The sequence below is a fragment of the Aeromonas sp. 600948 genome (genome assembly GCF_049174875.1).
Classification (GTDB): Bacteria; Pseudomonadota; Gammaproteobacteria; order Enterobacterales; family Aeromonadaceae; genus Aeromonas; species Aeromonas veronii_A.
Map to the genome: position 1 here is coordinate 34,920 of NZ_JAAKTY010000005.1, position 16,278 is coordinate 51,197.

15 protein-coding genes are annotated in these 16,278 nt (G+C 62.0%); 4 read left to right on the top strand and 11 right to left on the bottom strand.

The window, feature by feature from the left end:
* Positions 1-20 precede the first annotated feature (20 nt).
* The 6 genes from menE to G5182_RS05765 are packed head-to-tail and all read right to left on the bottom strand — an operon-like array spanning position 21 to position 7,080.
* Positions 21-1,448, bottom strand: a complete 1,428-nt coding sequence (gene menE / locus G5182_RS05740; protein ID WP_421231188.1) for an o-succinylbenzoate--CoA ligase — start codon at positions 1,446-1,448, stop codon at positions 21-23.
* Positions 1,441-2,370 carry an o-succinylbenzoate synthase gene (menC, locus tag G5182_RS05745; RefSeq protein WP_158111287.1) on the bottom strand — a complete coding sequence of 310 codons (930 nt, stop codon included), beginning with the start codon at positions 2,368-2,370 and terminating at the stop codon, positions 1,441-1,443. The genes menE and menC overlap by 8 nt, the downstream gene beginning before the upstream one ends.
* Positions 2,370-3,230: a 1,4-dihydroxy-2-naphthoyl-CoA synthase gene (gene menB, locus G5182_RS05750; protein ID WP_042081860.1), complete on the bottom strand. Its 861-nt coding sequence runs from the start codon at positions 3,228-3,230 to the stop codon at positions 2,370-2,372. Before menB ends, menC begins: the two co-directional genes overlap by 1 nt.
* On the bottom strand, positions 3,223-4,020 hold the full coding sequence (menH, locus tag G5182_RS05755) for a 2-succinyl-6-hydroxy-2,4-cyclohexadiene-1-carboxylate synthase (protein ID WP_227341883.1): 798 nt from the start codon (positions 4,018-4,020) through the stop codon (positions 3,223-3,225). The genes menB and menH overlap by 8 nt, the downstream gene beginning before the upstream one ends.
* On the bottom strand, positions 3,980-5,725 hold the full coding sequence (gene menD, locus G5182_RS05760) for a 2-succinyl-5-enolpyruvyl-6-hydroxy-3-cyclohexene-1-carboxylic-acid synthase (protein ID WP_227341884.1): 1,746 nt from the start codon (positions 5,723-5,725) through the stop codon (positions 3,980-3,982). Before menD ends, menH begins: the two co-directional genes overlap by 41 nt.
* 32 nt (positions 5,726-5,757) lie before the next feature.
* Positions 5,758-7,080, bottom strand: coding sequence for an isochorismate synthase (locus G5182_RS05765; protein ID WP_227341885.1), 1,323 nt, complete (start codon positions 7,078-7,080; stop codon positions 5,758-5,760).
* Between the two features lie 208 nt (positions 7,081-7,288).
* On the opposite strand from G5182_RS05765, the gene G5182_RS05770 reads away from it, so the two are divergent.
* Positions 7,289-8,194, top strand: a complete 906-nt coding sequence (locus tag G5182_RS05770; RefSeq protein ID WP_005363134.1) for a 1,4-dihydroxy-2-naphthoate polyprenyltransferase — start codon at positions 7,289-7,291, stop codon at positions 8,192-8,194.
* Positions 8,195-8,269: 75 nt separating this feature from the next.
* Here G5182_RS05770 and G5182_RS05775 read toward each other — a convergent pair whose 3' ends face one another.
* Positions 8,270-9,664: a PepSY-associated TM helix domain-containing protein gene (locus G5182_RS05775; protein ID WP_227341886.1), complete on the bottom strand. Its 1,395-nt coding sequence runs from the start codon at positions 9,662-9,664 to the stop codon at positions 8,270-8,272.
* A gap of 268 nt (positions 9,665-9,932) precedes the next feature.
* Between G5182_RS05775 and G5182_RS05780 the strand changes: the two genes are divergently transcribed.
* On the top strand, positions 9,933-10,340 hold the full coding sequence (locus tag G5182_RS05780) for a hypothetical protein (protein WP_005335923.1): 408 nt from the start codon (positions 9,933-9,935) through the stop codon (positions 10,338-10,340).
* Between the two features lie 171 nt (positions 10,341-10,511).
* On the opposite strand, the gene G5182_RS05785 is transcribed toward G5182_RS05780, so the two are convergent.
* Entirely contained in the window at positions 10,512-10,802 is a 291-nt protein-coding gene (locus tag G5182_RS05785) for a YkgJ family cysteine cluster protein (protein WP_005341481.1), read from the bottom strand.
* 89 nt (positions 10,803-10,891) lie between these two features.
* Positions 10,892-12,271: an ATP-dependent RNA helicase DbpA gene (gene dbpA / locus G5182_RS05790; protein ID WP_042053613.1), complete on the bottom strand. Its 1,380-nt coding sequence runs from the start codon at positions 12,269-12,271 to the stop codon at positions 10,892-10,894.
* Between the two features lie 544 nt (positions 12,272-12,815).
* On the opposite strand from dbpA, the gene G5182_RS05795 reads away from it, so the two are divergent.
* Positions 12,816-14,021 carry a NupC/NupG family nucleoside CNT transporter gene (locus G5182_RS05795; protein WP_216952829.1) on the top strand — a complete coding sequence of 402 codons (1,206 nt, stop codon included), beginning with the start codon at positions 12,816-12,818 and terminating at the stop codon, positions 14,019-14,021.
* A gap of 64 nt (positions 14,022-14,085) precedes the next feature.
* Here G5182_RS05795 and G5182_RS05800 read toward each other — a convergent pair whose 3' ends face one another.
* Both G5182_RS05800 and G5182_RS05805 read right to left on the bottom strand, forming a co-directional pair.
* Complete coding sequence (locus G5182_RS05800) at positions 14,086-14,586, bottom strand: metal-dependent hydrolase (RefSeq protein ID WP_041234360.1); 501 nt, start codon at positions 14,584-14,586, stop codon at positions 14,086-14,088.
* 125 nt (positions 14,587-14,711) lie between these two features.
* Positions 14,712-15,161 carry a YaiI/YqxD family protein gene (locus tag G5182_RS05805; protein WP_064339342.1) on the bottom strand — a complete coding sequence of 150 codons (450 nt, stop codon included), beginning with the start codon at positions 15,159-15,161 and terminating at the stop codon, positions 14,712-14,714.
* Between the two features lie 140 nt (positions 15,162-15,301).
* Between G5182_RS05805 and zntB the strand changes: the two genes are divergently transcribed.
* Positions 15,302-16,267: a zinc transporter ZntB gene (zntB, locus tag G5182_RS05810; RefSeq protein WP_005341467.1), complete on the top strand. Its 966-nt coding sequence runs from the start codon at positions 15,302-15,304 to the stop codon at positions 16,265-16,267.
* The last annotated feature ends 11 nt before the right edge of the window (positions 16,268-16,278 follow it).

The window sequence follows — 16,278 nt, forward strand, 5'->3', positions numbered from 1 at the left end:
GGTAAATTGTGAGTCCGATCTCATTCAGCTTGTCGTGCCCGAGTAGTTTGTTGTCGGGCTACCTTGCCCAGCAGTTGGCGGGAGGGTTTGAGATTGCCGCCAAGATCGGGCCAGGGGAGCCAGTGGTCGGGCACCATAAAGCCGGGCAGGGTGCTGCGGATCCAGGCTGCCAGCTCGGAGTCGGGAACCGGCTCGCCGTGCCAGTCGATAAAGGCGGCGGGGCGTTGGCCCCACTCGTCGCTCGGCACCGGCACCACCAGCGCCTGGGCGACAGCGGGATGATCTACCAGTCGTTGCTCGATGGTTTCGGGCTGGATGTTTTCGCCACCCGAGATGAAGAGGTTATCGAGCCGTCCCTCTACCAGCAGCTCCCCTGCCGCAGTGAACCTCCCCTTGTCGCGAGTATGAAACCAGCCTGCGCCATCGAGGGGCAGATCCAGCTCGCCAGCCCGGTAGTAACCGGCAAACAGGGTGGCGCCGCGCACGCAGATCTCCTGCTCCCTGATACACACCTCCCGCCCCGGTAGCGGTTTGCCAACTACGCCTGCATCGCCGGGGATAGCGGTGCAGACCTGACTGCCCATCTCGGAGAGACCATAACTCACCTTGGGTTCGAGCCCCATAGCGCAGAGGCGGCTCACCAGCGGCTGCGGGATGGCGGCACCGCCGAGCAGCAACTCGCGCAGGCTGGTACGGGCGGGATCAAAACCCTCTGCCAGCAGGCGCCAGAGCTGGGTCGGCACCAGCGAGAGATGGGTAATGGGTTGCTGTTCAAGCCGCGCCTTGAGCGGCTGACTGCGATCGTCCAGCACCAACGTGGCACCCGCCAGAAAGACTCGAAACAGGATGGCGTAGCCGCCCACATGGAACAGCGGCAGGGAGAGCAGCCAGCCGCAGGCCTCATCGAGGGGAATGAGGCTGGCAGAGCCGCGCGCCGAGGCCAGGTGGTTGCAGAGCCGGTGCACCACCGCTTTCGGCGTGCCGCTGGAGCCCGAGGTGAGGATCATATTGTTGAGTTGGGTCGATGCCAGCGGCCACGCTTCCTCTCTTGCTGGCAGTTCGCGCGTGAAGTCGAGCTGCAAGGGCTGCCAGTTGCCTGCCGGGATCTCCCCTGCCGACCAGAAGACATCGGCATCGAGTTGCACCGCCAGCTCGCGCTGCTTTTCGAGGGGGAAGGCGGGGTTGAGCGGGCAGAACACCACGCCGCTGCGCACGCAGGTCCATGCCAGCAGCACATCTTCCAGCGCACCGCGCACCACTGCAGCCAGATGATCGCCACGGCGCACGTCGGCCTGTTCCAGCTGTTGGCACAGGCTGTTGAGGCGGGCATCGAGCTGGCGGTAACTGAAGGGCGAGGCGGCGTGGATGGCAATGCGGTTCGGGGCTGTGATTGCCCGGTGGCGTACCGGGCAAGGTGTCTGTTCGGGTGAACGGGAGGGGTCAATCACGGTAATACAGTTGCTCCAGTCGGCTCAGTTCCGGTTTGCCATCTTCCCCCAGCAGGTTGCCTGCCATCCAGCGGCGGGTATCCAGCCCCGGCGCCTGTTCCGGTGCCCACTCGCCTGCCAGATGAAAGAGCTGGTTCAGGCCCAGATCCGATTCGAAACAGGAGGAGATGATCACCTTGAGCCGCAGTTCGCGGGCGCGGGCGATCAGCGCTTCGCAGTTGGCGAGTGAACCGAGCAGGGTAGGCTTGAGCACCAGCGCGCGCAGTTGCGGGATCGGCTCCCACGGCTTGCCTTGTGCCAGCAGCTCGTCCAGCGCCACCGGCATGCCGGTGCGGTTGGCGACAAAGGCGATGTCGGCAAAGTCGGCGCAGGGGTCTTCCAGATACTCGATGCGATTCGGGTCGAGATGGCCGCAGAAGGTCCATGCCTCCTCGCGAGTCCAGCCCTGGTTTGCATCCAGCACCAGCTTGAGGGAGGGGAGGCGGTCGCACAGCAGTCGGATCAGCGCCAACTCGTCACGCATCGGGTAGCGCGCCACCTTCAGCTTGGCCTTGCCGGGCGTGCGGTGCAGCCACTCTTTCCAGTTGCGCAGCAGCTCCTGGGGGGAGCCTTGAATGAGGGGATAGGGCTCCGGCAGCGGGTTGCGCTGCTCGGGCCATGTCCGGCGCGCGCAGTCGAGGCCAAATTGCACCGACGGCAGCACGGGGTTCGGGGTATCGCCGGCGGCCAGGGCCGCCAGCGTGGCAAGGGCTTCTGCCTCTGCCTGTTGCAGACTCTCTTTCGAGAAGCCGGGCAGGGGGGCGATTTCCCCCCAGCCGTCGTTGATGCGTACCAACAGCCCCTCTCGCGCCACCTCCACCTTGCCGTGAAAGGTCAGGGGCTGGGTAAAAGGCAGTTGATAGCGATACAGGGCGAGTGTCATCAGGGGTTCCGCTTGTATTTGGAGAAGTCGGGGCGACGCTTTTCGTTGAAGGCGTTGCGGCCTTCCTGACCCTCTTCGGTCATGTAGAACAGCATGGTGGCATTGCCCGCCAGCTCCTGCAAGCCCGCCTGACCATCACAGTCAGCGTTGAGGGCCGCTTTCAGGCAACGCAGCGCCATCGGGCTGTTTTGCAGCATTTCGCGGCACCAGCGCACGGTTTCACGCTCCAGATCCGCCAGCGGCACGACGGTGTTGACCAGACCCATGTCGAGGGCTTGCTGGGCATCGTACATGCGGCAGAGGAACCAGATTTCGCGGGCCTTCTTCTGGCCGACGATGCGAGCCATGTAGGAAGCACCCCAACCACCATCGAAGGAGCCCACTTTCGGGCCGGTCTGGCCAAACTGGGCGTTGTCGGCGGCGATGGTCAGGTCACACATCATGTGCAACACGTGGCCACCACCGACCGCGTAACCGGCCACCATGGCCACCACAGGTTTCGGGCAGGTACGGATGTCGCGCTGGAAGTCGAGCACGTTGAGGTGGTGAGTCCCCTCGTCATCCCGGTATCCACCGTAGTCGCCACGGATCTTCTGGTCGCCGCCGGCGCAGAAGGCTTTCTCGCCAAAACCGGTCAGGATGATGGTGCCGATCTGATCATCATAACGGGCATCGGCCAGCGCCTGCAGCATCTCTTTGACGGTGCGGGGGCGGAAGGCGTTGCGCACCTGGGGACGGTTGATGGTGATCTTGGCAATGCCATCGTTGGACTTGTGATAGAGGATGTCCTCGTAACCGGCGGAGCAATCTTGCCATTCAACAGGTGCATACAGTTCAGCTTCCGTCATTGCTTCAATCATGACTCGTCTCTTCTTGTTGGTTGACCCACTCCGCGAGGAGTCGGGCAAAGTTATCAGGCTGATGGGCGTGCAGATTATGGCCGCCATCCAGCACCAAGTGGTTGATTCTGCGATTTTGGTTCGCCAGCTGGCAAGCCAGCTGATGGAATTTGTGATCCCGTTTGCCACTCACATAAGTAACCGGCAGCTGGCTCGCCATGAGCCAGGGGGCGAGATCCGGCTGCTTGCCGAGCGAAGTGGCGCGCAGCATGGTGGCGATGCCTAGGCCGTCGTTGCCAAGGCGGTGGGCGATCTGGCGGGCCCGGGCCGCGTCGTCGAGATCGGCAAACACCCCTTGCCGGTACCAGTCTGCCAGCACGTCAGCCAGGCGCTCGCGCTCGAAGCGCCGCGCCCACTGTTCATCGTGCTGGATGCGGGCGGGCCGCTCATTGTCTGGTAGCCCCGGGTGGCAGTTCTCCAGCAGCAGCCCCCGCAGCCCGGCGGGCTTGCGGCTGGCGTGATAGAGGGCCAGTCGCCCCCCCAGCGAATAACCCGCCAGCAGATAGCGTTCAATGTTGCGGCTGGCCAGCTCGGTGACCAGCCACTGGTGGCTCTGCTCAAAGTCGTTGACGTTGAGATCGCTATGCTGGCCGTGACCCGGCAGATCGAGGGCGATGCAGTGGATGGCGGGCAGCCGGTCGATCACCGGTTGCCAGTCGCCGCCATCCCCCAGCAGGCCGTGCAGCAGCACCAGCGGCACATGGGCATTTTTATTTGCCACGGATGGCGGCCCCCAGCGCCTTGAGATCATCGGCCACCTGCTCGCTCGGTACCCGGATCTCGATCAAGGTAACGCCATGTTGGAGGGCGGCGCTGTAATCCTGTTCGAACTCGGCCAGTGTGGTCGGCGCCCGATAGGCGAGGCCAAACATGGCGGCGGCATGTTCAAAGCTGAGACCGTGGGGCAGCCGGTAGTAGCTCTCCAGCAGCTCCCCTTCGGTGGGCACCGGCAACATACGAAAGATGCTGCCGCCATCGTTGTTGAGCAAGATCACCACCAGCGGTCGGCTTGCCTTGCTGAGCAGCGCGAGGCTGTTGAGATCGTGCAGGGCGCTGAGATCCCCAAGCAGCAGGGTGGTGGGTTGGTTGCTGCTTTGCGCAAATCCGTAAGCAGTGGCGATGAGGCCGTCGATGCCGGAGGCACCGCGGTTGGTCATCACCCGGCTCGGCCCCTTGCCCGTTTCGCCGAGCATATCCATCAGTCGAGCAGGCATGCTGTTGCCGACAAACAGTTGGCCTTCGATCAGGCGGTTGAGGCGATGGCAGACCCCGAGCTCGGAGAAGTGCTCGCAGGCAGCGGCGATCTGCTGACTGGCATTGTGTTGCAGCTTGGCCAATGTGTGCCAAGGGTCTTGTATGGTGGCCGGATGGGCCGCAGCGAAAGCGCTGGCGCTGCAGAGCAGCCGGTTGCGCAGCCGGTAGTCGGGATCGAGCCGCGCCGGTTGCGGATCCACCAGCCAGTAATCCTGCCATGAATGGTGTTTGATGAACTGGCCGAGCCGCTTGGAGACAAGCCGCGCGCCAAATTGCAGCAGCACCTCGGCCCGGCCCAGCTCGGCGACGAATTCAGGGTCGTTGAGCGCCATATCCATGTGGATGAGGTTGCGGCTGTCGAAGCGGATCTGGCTCTGCAGATCCGCCAGCAGCGGCCAGCCGAGTTGCTCCGCCAGCGCGGCGGCGGCCTGTGCCTGCTTCGGGTCGGTAATGCGGCCAGCTACAACGATGCCGCGCTGTTGCCGAAAGCTTTCCCACTCTGCCTGAGGTGGGCAGCTCGGCTCGTTTTGCTGCCACGGGCTCCATGGCTTGCGCGAGCCGAGCCAGTCACCGAGGGGGGCCAGATAGTCGGAGAAATCCTGATAGTGCTCGCCCGGGTAGAGGGGCTCGGGGTACATGCAGTTGAAGTGCACCACCCCGGGGGTGAGCGCCTGTTTGGCCAAGGCTTGGTCCACCGAACTCAGCACAAACGCCGCCGGAATGGTCGGGGTGGGGCTCGGCAGGTTCTGCTGATAGACGGGGTAGCGGCCGAAGATCCCTTGCTGGTCGATCGCCTGATTGGCGCCGTTGTCGATAAGTTCGTGAGGACGATCGGCGGAGAGAATAATCAGCGGCACGCCGGTGAGCTGGGCCTCTGCCACGGCGGGCCAGAGGTTGGCTACCGCGGTGCCCGAGGTCATGATCACCGCCACCGGCCGGTTGCTCCCCTTGGCTAGCCCCAGCGCCATAAAGCCGAGGCCGCGCTCGTCAAAGTGCAAGTGACGACGAAAGCCCTGATGGGCCGCGGCGGCCATGGTCAGCGGCGCAGAGCGGGAGCCGGGGGCCAGCGCGATGTCGCGCACCCCGAGGCGAAAGAGCTCCTCCAGCAAGAGGGAGGACCAGACGTGGTTGAAGGTGGCGTGCTGGCTCGAAAACGGGGGGCAAGCAAACTCTTCGCTGGCAGGCTCTTTACGGGTGGGCATAGGGGCTCTCGTAGCGTGAAAAGGGTGAATGACTATCCCAGCAGGGAGAGCACATTGGCGATCTTGTTGTCGAGTTCGGCCCACTCTGCGGCAGGCTCGGAACCGGCGACAATGCCGGCACCGGCAAACAGGGTGACGCTGCCCGGCTGAATTCGGGCGCTGCGAATAGCGACCGAGAACTCCGAGGTCTCCCGGCTCAGCATGCCGCAGGCACCGGCGTACCAGCCCCGATCGTAGGGCTCGAACTCGCGGATAAAGGCGAGCGCTGCCTCGCGCGGGGCGCCGCCCACCGCCGGCGTCGGGTGGAGGGCGTCGAGCAACTGCCAGTCGCAGACCCCGGGCTTGAGCTCGGCTTCGATATCGCACTTGAGGTGTTGCAGCAGCCGCAGTTTCAGAATGCGCGGCTCGGTCAGGGTGGCATCGTGGGTCAGTGGCGCCAGACGGCTGAGGATGTCGGCATGTACCAGCCGGTTCTCCAGCCGGTTCTTGCTGTCGGCCAGCAGCTCGGCAGCCAGTTGGGCATCCACCTCTTCATCGCCGGAGCGGCGGATGGTGCCCGCCAGCGCCTCGGTAAAGAGGTGGCGATCTTCCCGGCGGTAGAGCCGCTCGGGGGAGCAGGCGATAAAGGCCTGCTCGGGGGAGAATTGAAAACCGAAGTGGAAGCAGTCCTGGGCGTGGCGGGCCCACTGGTCGAGCATGGCCCAGGGATTGATATCCGCATCATGGTTCGGACTGGTCAGCAAGCTCTCCCGCGACAGCACCACCTTGGGGGTGTGGGCCTGAAAATCGGGGGCGGTGACGCGCTCCACCAGCGTCTGCCACTGGGCGGGGCCGGGGCAATCCTGTCGCTGCCAGGGCTGCTTTTGCAGGGCGGGCAGCGGGGCTTCCGGGCGCAGGGCATCGAGGGCGGCTTCTGCCGCCTGCAGTTCGGCCTCGAGATTGTCGTCATCCAGCCAGAGGTTGAGGCAGAGGCTGACGCACTCGCCACGGCGCACCAGCTCGATGCGGGGCAGCACGAAACGGCAGGAGCCAAACCCTTGCCAGCCGGATTGGGCCGGATCAAACGCCAGTCCGCCATAGTAGCGGGGGCTGTCGTCATGATGCTGGTTGGCTGTGTTAGTGCACACCTGCTTGATGGCGTGCGGCTTGGTCAATTCATGGATGGCGCCCAGCGCGACATACTCGGGACGAGCCTCTCCACGGGCCTGCCAGTAGATGCGGGGATAGAGGGTTTGCGCCGCGAGCCAGCCCAGAAAGGAGCGGATTTCGATCGCCACTCGCAACCGTACGAAGCCGCTGACGTTGCTGTGACGCAGGGCGTCCAGTTGTTGCTTGATATGGGTCTGAGCCAACATGGATTCTTTTCTGAGCCGGGTAGTAACGAGCGATCCGGTAGCTGGATGCCGTAGGTTTATGCCAAAGGGCGATGATTTCCTATATATTATCTGCCCATTCGTCCATGTAAATCGCCCGCGGGAGCTTCACTCTCCGGGGCCAAGTATACCCAAATCCGGTTCGATAACCCTTAACACGATCAATATCCGATTGTTTGGCCATCACAAAATGACAAATACCTTCTCTGTTTGGTTGCTGGCGGCGCGTTTGCGAACATTGCCGCTCGCCTGCTCTTCCATCCTGCTGGGCTCGGGGCTGGCTGCCAGTCGTGGTGCCTTCGATGGCACCATCATGGCGCTCTCCCTGTTGACCGCCATCTTGCTGCAGATCCTCTCCAATCTGGCCAACGATTACGGCGATGCGGTCTCCGGCGCCGACAACGGCGAGCGGATCGGCCCGCAGCGGGCGGTGGTCTCCGGTCTTATCACCAAAAAGCAGATGTGCGTGGCGATGGGGCTGACTGCGCTGGCGGCGGTGGCCAGTGGCCTGCTGCTGCTGGGCTGTGCCTTCGGCGGCCAGTGGCTGCAGATTTTGGCATTTGTGGTGCTGGGGGGGGCGGCCATTGTCGCGGCGGTGACCTACACCGTCGGCAAGACCCCTTACGGCTATCGCGGGTTTGGCGATATCTCGGTGTTCCTCTTCTTCGGTCTGCTGGGGGTGCTCGGCTCCTACTACCTCTTCACCAAGACGCTGGAGTGGGATCTGCTGCTGCCCGCCACCGCCTGTGGCCTGCTGGCCACCGCCGTGCTCAATATCAACAATGTGCGCGACATCGAGACCGACGCCGCCAGCGGCAAGATCACCCTGGCGGTGCGCCTTGGCCGCAACCGCGCCATTGCCTATCACTGGGTACTGCTGGGGGCGGCGCTGCTGGCAACCATCGCCTTTATCCTGATCCAGCCCGCCAGCTTCTGGCCGTGGATCTTCCTGCCCGCCATGAAGCCCCTCAGCGATGCGGCCAAGACTCTTCGCGAAAGCTACGATGGCGAGGTGCTGACCGGTTCCCTCAAGAAGACCGCCATCAGCGCCTTTCTGTTCAGCCTGCTGCTCTCCATCGGGTTGGCGCTCTCCTGACAGCTGGTCGCAGCTCGCCAAGGCGAATAATGAAAAGGGCTCCCGAGATGGGAGCCCTTTTTGGTTTTGGCGGGTTTAGCTGGCGCGCGCCGCCCTGAGCGGGTGACGGGAGAAAATCAGGGTATCCAGCAGCCAGATGGCGATCATGGATGTGCCCACCAGCGGGAAGGCGATCCCCAGCAGGATTAGCAGGGCGATGGCACCGCGCATCGGCGGGAGTTTGGCAGGCAGTGGCGGCGCGGCGAGACGGCCCTGCGGACGGCGGCACCACCAGATCCACAGACCACTCACGGCGCTGGCCAGCACCATCAGGCAGATGGTCAGCATGGCCAGCTGATGGGGCCAGCCGTAGAGCTTGCCCATGTGCAGCATGACGCCGCTCTCCACCGTCTTGGCAACCGTGCCGTAATCCTGCCAGCGCACATCGGCCAGCACCTTGCCGCTGTATTGATCGATATGCAGGGTGGCGTCGTTGCGTGGATCGTCGGCAAACAGGGCGATGGTGTAGACGCCGGTGGTGCCGACCGGCGGGGTGATGCTGTACCCCGGACTCACCTTCCGGGCAGTGGCGATATCCACCACCTGTTGCAGCGGGATCCGCTGGCTGGCCATCACCATTCCCTCGTGCTCGCCGTGGTTCATGGCGCCGTGATCGTGCCCCTCATCAACAGGCTGCGAGCTGGGCATAGGGGTGTTCTCCACCGCCCAGGGGACGGTCTGCTCGTGGGCCTGATTGAGGCTGCGAGCCAGCGGTGCCGATTTGGGCACCTCGTTCCACATGGCGGCGGGGAAGCGGTTCCAGACCGCGGCAAACTGATCGCCCCAGAAACCGGTCCAGGTCATGCCGCTCAACAGCAACAGCAGCAGGAAACCAGCGCCCCAGAAGCCGACCACTGCGTGCAGATCCCGCCACCAGAGGCGTCCGCGCTGGCTGACTCTGGGCCAAAGAATGCCACCCACCCCGGGCCCCTTGCGTGGCCACCAGAGGTAGAGGCCGCTCAGCAGCAGTACTAGCCCCCAGCCTGCCGCCAGTTCGATCAGCCGATCCCCCGTGGTGCCGAGCAGCAGGTCGGCGTGCAGGGAGCGAGCCACCGCTTGCAGATTCCACTTGTTATCCATGGTGCCGAGCAGGGCGCCGCTGGCGGGATCCATAAACAGGGTCAGTTCGCGCTCCCCCTGATTGACGATGAACTGAGCGCTCAGGTCGGGAGCGGCAGGCGGCAGGTATTTACGCAGGCTGGCATCGGGCATGGTCATCATCGCCTTGGCCAGCAGCTGGTCGGCACTCAGGGTCTGGCTGGCGGGGGCGACCTCCATCAGCTCTGGGTACATCAGGTTGTCGAGCTGGGGTTTGAACAGATAGACGATCCCGGTCAGTGACAGCAGGATCAGGAAAGGGGCGACAAAGAGACCGGCGTAGAAGTGCCAGCGCCAGATCCGTTGGTGATGACTCGAGTCCCTGTTTTTCATTGCACATCCTTGTTGAGGTGCCAAACCTTTCGGCAGGTGGAATGTTTGTGGCGGCGCGGATAATAGCAGTAACGTTTCGTTAACTGCAATCGCACATCTTGAGATCGATTCAGTGCGGGCTGCCGGTAACATGAGGTGCCGACGGTTTGCTGGATAGGATGAGCACGCTTTGGGAAAAGCCTGTTTGCTGCTGGACTTTTCCTTATAAATTATTACCTTGTGGTAACAATTTGCAGGCGATGGTGGTGGTAACGGAATGGGAGCAGTCATGCAGCCACATGGGCAATTCGACATGGAGCGCAGGGGCCAGATGCTGATCTGCCGCCCGAGTGGCCCCTTCAATCTGGCAGGTGCCATGGCCTATGAGGCGCGCTTTCGTCACGAACTGGCCGGATTGATGGATGGCCCCTGGGGGATTGTCGAGGTCGCGACCGAGTTTGAAGCGGCCGGGCCCGAGGTGCTGGCCCGTTTTCGTCGCCAGTTTGGCTGGTGTGCCGAGAGTGGGTGTCAGTTTCTGGCGGTGGTCTTCGTAGGGGGCTTCAAGCGCTATCTGGCGGATAACATCTTCAAGGGATTACCCTTTCGGGCGGTACGTTACTTCGAGCAAGAGGCAGCGGCCATCCAGTGGCTGGGAGAGCAGCTCAACACCGCTCCCTGTGAACCTGCGAGCGCTTGACCACCCGTATCCTGACTGGCCTTGGCTCAATCCAGCTTGATAAACCACTTGTCCCGTTCGTCAACGCAGTCGGGTTCACCCATTTCGAATTCGCGGCAGATCAACGGCCGCACCTCGTACTCGTACATGGATGGGGCACATCATCGTGGTGAGTGCATTCGAGGATCCTGGTCAATCCAGCTTGATAAACCACTTGTCCCGTTCGTCAACGCAGTCGGGCTCACCCATTTCGAATTCACGGCAGATCAGCGGCCGCACCTCGTAGATACGGCACATCATGGTGTTGCGGTCGAGGGCGGCGCACCAGCCATCGTCCAGCCGGCGCATGACCGGTATCTCGCCATCCCGTTCCAGTACATAACGGTCCGGCACGCCGGTATCGGTAAAGAGCATCACTTCGAGGCGGCAGCAGCAGGCTTCGCAGTTCTGGCAGCTCACATCGGTTTGGATTGCTTGGGTCATGGTGCCTGTCTTGCCGCATGGCGGCATCGGAGATATGAAACAGGCGCCTGTCAGGCGCCTGTGGTCTGGCTAACGGCTTGCAAAGAACCTTAGCCCAGTTTGCGGGCGCGGTAGCTGCGACCCTTGATCTTGCCTTCCTGCAACCGCTTGAGGGCGGCGCTCGCCACGCTGCGCTTCACCGCGACGTAGGAGTACTGTTCGGAGATCTGGATCTTGCCCACGTCGGCGCCGGCAATGCCGCCTTCACCGGTCAGGGCGCCCAGAATGTCACCGGCCCGCACCTTGGTCTTGCGGCCTGCATCGATGGAGAGGGTCACCATCTGCGGGGCGATCGGCTTGATGTCGCGGCCGATGCTGTCGAGATCACCCAGCGGCATCGGAGCCTGCTGGTACTCTTCGATAAAGTTGACGCGCTGGGCCTCGTTCGGCTGATAGAGGCTCAGGGCCAGACCCTGCTGGCCAGCACGACCGGTACGGCCGATGCGGTGTACGTGCACTTCCGGATCATAGGTCAGCTCGTAGTTGATGACGGCGCCCAGCTCCTTGATGTCGAGGCCGCGGGCCGCCACGTCGGTGGCCACCAGAATGGTGGCGCTGCCGTTGGCAAAGCGCACCAGCACCTGATCCCGCTCGCGCTGTTCCAGATCGCCGTTCAGCGCCAGCGCTGAGAAGCCCTTGGCGGCCAGATGGTCGGCCACGTCGTTACAGGCGCGCTTGGTGTTGCAGAACACCACGCAGGAGCTGGGCTGGTAGTGACTCAGCAGCCAGGTGAGGGCGTCGAGGCGCTGACCGGCAGGCACTTCATAGAGCTTCTGTTCGATGGCGCTCCCCTCGTGCAGGGACTCCACGCTCACCTCGACCGGATTGCGCTGCACGCCGCGGCTCATCTGGGCGATCCCTTCCGGATAGGTCGCGGAGAAGAGCAGGGTCTGACGCTGTTGGGGGGCATAGCTGATGACCCGGTTGATATCTTCGCCAAAGCCCATGTCCAGCATGCGATCCGCTTCATCCAGCACCAGCGTCTTGAGGCCGGAGAGCTCCAGCGTACCTTGCTCCAGATGTTTGAGAATGCGACCCGGGGTGCCAACAGCGATGTGGGCACCAAAGCTCAGGGTGGCGGACTGCGGTGCGGTCGGGGTGCCGCCGCACAGGGTCACCAGCTTGACGTTGGGCAGGGCGCGCGCCAGACGACGGATCTCGGTGGCCACCTGATCCGCCAGTTCGCGGGTCGGGCAGAGCACCAGCGCCTGCACTTCGAGGCGGTTGACGTTGAGCTTGGCCAGCAGGCCGAGGCCGAAGGCGGCGGTCTTGCCGCTGCCGGTTTTTGCCTTGGCGATCAGGTCTTTGCCATCGAGCACCAGGGGCAGGCTCTGGGCCTGGATCGGGGTCATCTGCAGGTAACCCAGGCTGGTGAGGTTCTCTTGCAGGGCGGGGGAGAGATTGAGGCTGCTAAATTCGCTGTTGTTCACAAAAGGACTCTATTTCGGAGAAAACGGGGATGCGCGAGCGCTAAGGCCGCGCATCATACCAGAATGTGGCACCGGATGTGGCGGATTTTTGAACGGCTGGCCATGGGGGGCACATTATGGGGGTATTTGTTGCCAGATTGGTTGTGAGCAATATGTGAAAGGATATCGGGGTAATTATTCAAACATGCATGTAATTATTTATTGCGGATAAACGTTTGCCATTTCTGTTGTTTAAATATAATGGTTGAAAAATATTCTATTGGCGAGTGTGGCATTAAACACAATGTTGCGAAAATGATATCAAGATATTTTGGAGGGCCATGAAAATGCCATTTTAATTATGTAATATCATGTTTTTTAATGAATTTGTCGTCGTCAAAGTTGTGCGATTAATATCAGGTTGTTGCGTAATTAATTTAAAAACGTTTGTATTATCCTGCATGCATATTATTACACGGGATTGTGATGACTCTCTGATTTTTAAATGTGCAAATGTCTATGATGGCGCCGGTCGAAAATTACAATTCACTCAGGTGCTACAGGTATGGAATACGTTCACTTTGTGCTCGGACTGGTGATGGTCCTCGCTCTTTCTCTGCTGGCTAACCGCCACAACTGGAGACAGATCAAGCTGCGTTATATCGGCCAACTGCTGGTGGTCGAGCTGGCGCTGGCCTGGTTCATGTTGAACTCGGAAGTGGGTCTGGCTGTGGTGGGTGGCTTCGCGGCCGGCTTCACCAAGCTGATGGAGTTTGCCAAGCAGGGAACCGACTTTGTATTTGGCGGCATGATGAATGAAGGTTCATTTACCTTCTTCCTGATGGTGTTGATGCCCATCGTCTTCATCTCCGTGTTGATCGGTATTCTGCAGTACATCCGCCTGTTGCCGCTGGTGATCCGCGGTATCGGTACCGTGTTGGCCAAGATCAACGGCATGGGCAAGCTGGAGTCCTTCAACGCCATCAGCTCCATGATCGTCGGTCAATCCGAGAACTTCATCGCCCTCAAGAACATCCTGCCGCACCTGAACGAGAAGCAGATGTACACCCTGGCGGCGACGGCCATGTCCACCGTCTCCATGTCCATCGTCGGTGCCTACATGCAGCTGATCGAGCCGCGTTACGTGGTGGCTGCGCTGGTGCTCAACATGTTCAGCACCTTTGTCGTGCTGTCGCTGATCAACCCCTACGAGCCGGACAATACCGTGACCGATGCCAAGGCGCTGGCCGAGGGCGACGAGCACCATACGCCGAAGAGAGAGAACTTCTTCGAGATGCTGGGCGAGTACATCATGGCCGGTTTTTCCGTTGCCGTTATCGTGGCGGCTATGCTGGTGGGCTTTATTGCCCTGATCGCCCTGGTCAACTACCTGTTCGAGCTGGCGTTTGGTGTCAACTTCCAGTACGTCATGGGCTACCTCTTCTATCCAATCGCCTGGATCCTGGGTATCCCGAGTGGTGAAGCGCTGCAAGCGGGCTCCATCATGGCGACCAAGCTGGTGACCAACGAGTTCGTGGCCATGATGGATCTGGGCAAGATTGCTGCCGAGCTCTCCCCGCGTACCGTCGGCATCCTCTCCATCTTCATGGTCTCTTTCGCCAACTTCAGCTCCATCGGCATCATCGCCGGTGCAGTAAAAGCGCTGAACGAAGAGAAAGGCAACATGGTTTCGCGCTTCGGTCTGAAGCTGGTCTACGGTTCAACTCTGGTCAGCCTGCTCTCTGCTGTTATCGCAGGCATCATGATCTGATCCTCTAGTGGCATCTGCCACGGTTTGAGCTCCTGACCTCGTCAGGGGCTTTTTTATTTCTGGCTTACAGGCGCCAGCCGCACCACCAGCCGGCAACCAGCAGGGTGAGGGTGCAAAAGCCGGTTTCGATGGCGCCGCCACTGCGCAGCGGCCAGCCCGGCAGGCGGTAACGGCGCTTGATGGGCCAGAAGAGCGGAATGCCCGCCGGGGTGAGCCAGTCCCCCAGCAGATGGCTGAGGTAGCCGACGATCAGGGCATCCTTGACCCCCATGGGCAAGGTGTCCGGCGGCAGGCTCTGGTTCAGCCCCCAGACGGCGGCGGCGACCGCCAGCAGACTGTGGGTGAAACCGCGATGGCCGAACAGCCGCGACAGAGGTTTCGAGATCCACGGCAGTCGCTGCCCCAGCACAGATTTGGGGTGGTCGAGGTCGGGCAACAGGGCGCTGGCCAGCGCGGCAGGGATGGTCTGCCACAGACTGGCATCTGCCAGGGCCGGAGTGAGCTGCAGTTTGTGGGCGATCAGGGTGCAGGTAACGGAGAAGAGCAGGTGCCCTTGGGCGGTCATGATGATTACGGCGTGGACAAGATGGCGGCGCATCTTACCAGCCTGACGGTTGTGGTCAGCTCTTATTTTAAAAATCAGGATGTTACGGCGAAAAAGCGCCCAAATTGGGCGCCTTTATAGCCTATTTATAACTTGCCTTTGACCAGCCACTTGTCGAGGGCGTTGGCGAAGCGCTGCTTGTCGGCGGCATTGAAGGGGGCCGGGCCGCCGGTTTGCACGCCGGCCGAGCGCAGCTCTTCCATAAAGTTGCGCATGCCGAGCCGCGCCTTGATGGTCTCGCGGGTGTAGATCTCGCCGCGGGGATTGAGTGCCTCGCCGCCAGCATCGATCACCCAGGAGGCGAGGGGGATATCACCGGTGATCACCAGATCGCCGGGCTGAACCTGCTGGGCGATGACATGATCTGCCACATCGAATCCCTTCTCCACCTGCTGGGTTTTGATGAAAGGCGAGGGGGGCACCCGCAATCCCTGATTGGCCACCAGGGTGGTGACGATCTGGGCGCGGTGGGCGGCGCGGTAGAGGATCTCCTTGACCGGAATGGGGCAGGCATCGGCATCAACCCAGATGGGCATGGCATGGTTTCCTGTAGTGAACGCGGATGGAAAACGAGAGCTGGCATGTTAACACAGGCCTCCCCTTCCCGGCGCGGGGCTGAGTCGGCCCCGCCTTTGGTGTAAGCTGGGGCCAGCATATGAAACGAGAAGGAGACGAGATGGATCGGGTGCCCGGTGAAGTGATTTATGCCCTGACCCTGGATGGCAAGGGTGGCATGGCGCCGCTGACGGCGGGAAGCGAAGTCCCGGCGGCACATCCCGGCTGGCTGCATCTGGATTACGGCAATCCCGATTCGGCGCGCTGGCTGTTGCAGACCCCCTTGCTCAGCGAGGCGGCCAGGGAGTCGCTGCTCGGCCAGAGCAATCGTCCCAAGCTGGTGCGGATGGGGGAGACGGTGCTGCTGATCCTGCGCGGCATCAACCACAACAAGGATCACAGGCCCGAAGAGATGGTGGCGCTGCGCATCTTCATCACCCCGGATCTCATCATCAGCAGCCGTCGTCGTCCGCTGCTCTCCGAGCAGGATGTCTTCAACCAGCTCAAGCTGGGGGGCGGCGCCGATACCCCGGCCGACTGGCTGGTGGAGATTTGTGATGCCCTGACCGATCGGGCGGGGGAGTTTGTCGAGGAACTGCACGACAAGATCCTCGATCTGGAGGAGATGGTGCTGATGCGCGACATGCCCGCCAATGGCCGCTTGGCGCTGATCCGCAAGCAGCTCATCATGATCCGCCGCTACCTCTCCCCCCAGCGGGATCTGGTGGCGCGCCTTGCCAACGAGAAGATCAGCTGGCTGGATGAGGATGATCGCCGTCGTCTGCTCGATATCGCCGATCGGCTGCGGCGCTGGCTCGACGACCTCGATGCGGGAGTGGCACGCACCGCTGTGCTGGCAGACGAGATCAACAATCTGATGGCGGAGGCGACCAACCGCCGCGCCTACCAGATGTCGGTGATGGCGCTGCTCTTTTTACCTGCCAGCTTCCTGACCGGCCTGTTTGGCATCAACCTGGGGGGCATTCCCGGGGCCGAGAATCCGACCGCCTTCTGGGTCTTCTGTGGTTCGCTGGTGGCGCTGGCCAGCGGGCTGGCTATCTGGCTCAAACATCGGCGCTGGTGGTAAGGAGGCATAAC